The organism is Acidicapsa acidisoli, assembly GCF_025685625.1.
In the GTDB taxonomy this organism is placed as follows: Bacteria; Acidobacteriota; Terriglobia; order Terriglobales; family Acidobacteriaceae; genus Acidicapsa; species Acidicapsa acidisoli.
Window position 1 is genome coordinate 1 of record NZ_JAGSYI010000012.1, and the last position, 4424, is coordinate 4424.

Annotated in this window: 3 protein-coding genes; all 3 read right to left on the bottom strand. The window is 57.1% G+C overall.

The window, feature by feature from the left end; genetic code table 11:
- On the bottom strand, positions 1–221 hold a 221-nt coding region (locus OHL23_RS28525), incomplete at its 3' end, for a hypothetical protein (protein ID WP_263355497.1).
- Positions 222–244: 23 nt separating this feature from the next.
- Complete coding sequence (locus OHL23_RS28530) at positions 245–1687, bottom strand: efflux transporter outer membrane subunit (RefSeq protein WP_263355498.1); 1443 nt, start codon at positions 1685–1687, stop codon at positions 245–247.
- A partial coding sequence (locus OHL23_RS28535) for an efflux RND transporter permease subunit (protein ID WP_263355499.1) occupies positions 1680–4424 on the bottom strand: 2745 nt, incomplete at its 5' end. The genes OHL23_RS28535 and OHL23_RS28530, both read right to left, overlap by 8 nt.

A 4424-nucleotide genomic window follows, 5' to 3' on the forward strand; every position in this document is an offset into this window, starting at 1 on the left:
CGATAGAACGTCGCCCACAGCAGAATCTCCAATCCGTGCAGAACGACAACCGCCATTGCCAATCGCACAACCAATGCTGCGAAGCGAAAGGCGCCCATTTTGCGCATATCGCCGCCCAAAGCTCGTTGTACCCACGTTACGAGCACCGCAACTCCCACAGACTGTAACCACAACGTGAGGGTGATTAGAGGCAACTCCGCGACAACTCGATGAAACGACATCTGCTCTCCGTTTGGACGTTCGCTTATTTCCAGCCACCACCCAGTGCTTTATAGAGCTGGACAAGGCCCTGGTACTCGTTATTGCGCGCCTGTGCCAGGGTCAGTTCGGCGTTGAAGAGAGATCGCTGACTGTCAAGGACATCAAGGTAGTTCGAGGTACCGCCTCGATAGCGCATGAGTGAAACGTTGACCGACTCCTGAAGATCCTTCACCGATTGTTCCTGGCGTTCCCGGACAACGTGGTACTTGTCATAGCCAATCAACGCATCTGAGACATCGCCGAATGCACGCTGAATGGTCTGCTGGTAACCGATCAGGGCTTGGCGCTCTTCCGATTTGGCATAGCGCAGGTTGTTGCGCAAGTAGCCGCCCTCAAAGACCGGCTGTGTAAGGGATGCCGAATAGGTTCCGGCTCCGAGCGGGGCAGGGATATGCGATCCGGCAAACTGGCTATGTCCAAATGCCGCGCCGCCAGAGCCCAGGAGAGAGAGCTGAGGGAAAAACATTGCTTTGGCAACGCCAATGTTGGCATTCGCGGCTACCAGGTTTTCCTCGGCTTGATGGATGTCTGGCCTGCGTTCGAGTAACTGCGAGGGAAGACCTGTGGGCAACTGAGGCGGCAAAGACTCGCTCCATGTCCAGCCCTCTGGGGTCTCAATGCCCAAAGGCATTCCCCGAGGAACATTGTCCGGATACTTTCCCAGCAGGATATTGAGCGCGTCCTCGGTCTGGCCGATTTGCCGTTCGAGGTCCGGGATCTGTGCATTCGCAACGTCGAGCACTTGCCGCGCCTGAAGCACGTCCAGCGTCGTTGCAACACCGTGCTCAAGGCGTAGCTTGGTCAGCTTGACTGAGTCTTCCTGGGTTCGCACGGTTTCCCTGGTGATCTGAAGCTGCAGATCGAGGTTGCGAAGCAGAAAGTAATCGCTGGCCACGTCGCTCACAAGCGTGAGGATCACCGTCTGTTGTGCGTCCTGGGTGCCCAGAAGTTGAGCTCGGGCTGCTTCGGTTGCGCGTCGATAGCGACCGAACAAATCCACTTGAAATAGGGCGTCTCCAGAGAGCGAAAAAACGTTTGACTTGATGTTCTGGTCGGTCTTTCCGCCGCTGAAAGTCGGGTCGAGTGAAACTTGCGGAAACTCGTTCGATCGCGTAATACCAACCTGCGCCCTCGCTGCATTGACGCGCTCGACCGCCAGTTGTAAATCATAGTTCTGCTTCAACGCCGCGCGGATCAAGTCCAGCAATTGAGGATCGTGGAACACTTGCCACCATGGAAGATCGGCGAACGATGCGGTTTGCGGCTCAGTCTGTTGCGATTGGTCATGGCCGTGGAAGGCCGGAGGCGTCTGCACCGCCGGCCGATGATAGTTGGGTCCGACCGCACAGCCGGAGAGCATCGAGGCCGACAGGAGAAGGAACCATGCGGATCCTGTGCCGAATTTGTTTTGGAATCTGTTACGCATCTTGCTTGCCCTCCGCGATCGCACTGGGCAGAGTTGCAGGCGTCATGAAGCGCGCGCGACCCGCCGCGGACCATCGCTCCACGAGGTAGAAAATTGCCGGTACCGTGAAGATGCCGAGCACACTTGCGGCGGTCATGCCGCCGATCACGGTGGTACCCATAATCTGGCGTGCGACCGAGCCGGCCCCGGACGCGGTCCACAGCGGAACGCAGCCGAGAATGAACGCGAACGAGGTCATCATGATGGGTCGCAGACGAAGGCGCGCGCCTTCGAGCGCCGCATCCATGAGCGGCTTACCTTGTTCGTACTGTTCCTTGGCAAACTCGACGATCAGAATCGCGTTCTTGGCGGCAAGGCCGATCAGCATTACCAGGCCGATCTGCGCATAGACATCGTTCTCCATCTGGACCATGTAGGGCGGCAGAAAGAGGCCCAGCACTACGCGGCGCAGCCATAGCACTCCGAAGGCACCGAAAACCGCGACCGGTGTGCTGAGGAGCACGCTAAAGGGAAGACTCCAGCTTTCATATAGCGCCGACAGAATCAGGAAGACGAAGAGTAGCGAGAATCCAAAGATGACCGAAGATGATACTCCATCTTCCGCCATCTTTTCCTGGTAAGACATGCCCATGTAGTCGAACCCCATCTCATGGGGCATAGTTTGTTTGAACACATCTTCGAGAGCCGCTCTTGCCTGATCAGAGCTGTAGCCGGGTGCGGCGCTAGCATTGATCTGCGCTGATCGGTACTCGTTGTAGCGCATCGTGAATTCAGGACCCGACCGGCTCTCAAAACTTGCCAGTGCGGAAAGCGGCACTGTCTCGCCCTGGTTGTTGCGCACGTAGAACTGACCGAGGTTCTCGGTATTCGACCGGTAGGGAGCTTCGGACTCTATATACACCTGCCAAGTGCGGCCGAATTCGTTGTAATAGTTCACGAAGAGACCGCCCATGTTCGCCTGAATCGTGTTGTACACATCCGGCAATGCAACGCCCTGTTTAAGCACCTTCTCCCGGTCCACCTCGACGAACTTTTGCGGCACGCTCGGTACGAATGTCGTGAAGATCGTGCCAATCTCAGGACGCTGACGAGCGGCTGTCAGGAATTTGGCGAGGTTGTCTGCAAGAAATGGAACGTCTCTGCCGGCGCGGTCCTCCAGGACAAACGAGACACCTCCCGAAGTGCCCACGCCGGGAATCGCCGGCGGAGAGAAACTGAAGACGGTCCCTGCCGGCAGATTCTTGAGTTCCTGGTTCAAATGGGCCTTGATGGTCTGGTATTGTTCCGCACGGCTTTTGCGCTCATCCCAGGGCTTGAGGCTGACCCAGAAGAATCCGTTGTAGCTTGTGCGGACGAGGCTGAGTAAGCTGAAGCCAACTACGCTCGTTGTGTACTGGACGCCGGGCGTGTCGGCAAGAATCTGTTCGACCTGTCTTGCAGCCGCGCTGGTGCGTTCCAGCGAGGCCGCCTGGGGAAGCTGCATGTTGATGTAGAGATATCCCTGGTCTTCATCGGGCAGGAAGCTGGATGGTAGACGGCTACCAAAAAACAATCCGGCCGCACCGCAAATCACCAGCAGCACCAGCACCATTGAACCCTTGCGAAGGAGCACGCCGGACCAATGGACGTATCCTCCCGTCGCGCGTTCGAACAGGAGATTGAACCAGTTGAAGAAACGCTGCAATGTCCCATGGCTCTCTTTCTTTCTCCGCAGCAGGAGTCCGGCCAGCGCGGGGCTGAGCGTGAGCGCATTGAAGGCGGAGAGTACCACCGAGATGGCGATCGTGACTGCGAATTGCTGATAGAGCCTTCCCGTGATGCCAGGGATGAAAGCAGTTGGCACGAAGACTGACGAGAGAACCAACGCGATTCCAATCACCGGGCCGGTTAGCTCGTCCATGGCTTTTCGAGCCGCGTCCTTGGGATTCAAGCCATCCTCGATGTGGCGCTGCACACCCTCGACAACGACGATTGCGTCATCTACCACCAAGCCGATGGCCAGCACCAGCCCGAACATTGAGAGGGTGTTGATGGAAAAGCCGAAAAGTGGGAACAGGATGAAGGTTCCAACCAGCGAGACAGGCACCGCCAGCAATGGAATCAGAGTGGCGCGCCAGTCCTGCAAAAAGAGATAGACCACCAAGATTACCAGCACAATCGCGATCAAGAGTGTCACGAGAATCTCTTTCATGCCTTCTGTGACCGAGGCTGTCTGATCGAGCGATATGGCGTAGTCCATATCCTCGGGGAAGCGTTGCTTCATCTGAGCCATGAGCTTGCGGATACCCTGCACAGTTTGCACAGCGTTAGTTCCGGGTAGTTGGTATACAGCAATCACGGCAGCGGACTTGCCGTTCAAGCGACTAACCATGCTGTAGTCCTGCGTGCCCAGTTCAACGCGGGCCACATCCTTCACCCGGACGATGCCACCATTCGGCGCTTCGCGCACGATGATGTCTCCGAACTCTTCCGGCGATTTCAGGCGCCCTTGGGCCAGCACGGCATAGGTGAATTGCTGGTTAGTTTGAGCCGGTTCTCCTCCGACCTGACCTGCTGGGTTTACTGTGTTTTGCGCCTGGATCGCGTTGGAAATGTCCGTAATGGTGATGCCAAGCTTCGCCAACTGGTCGGGCTTCACCCACAGCCTCATGGCGTACTGGCCGGAGCCGAAGATCTGGGTTTGGCCAACGCCGTACAAGCGCGCGACTGGATCGTTGAGGTTGATGTAGGCGTAGTT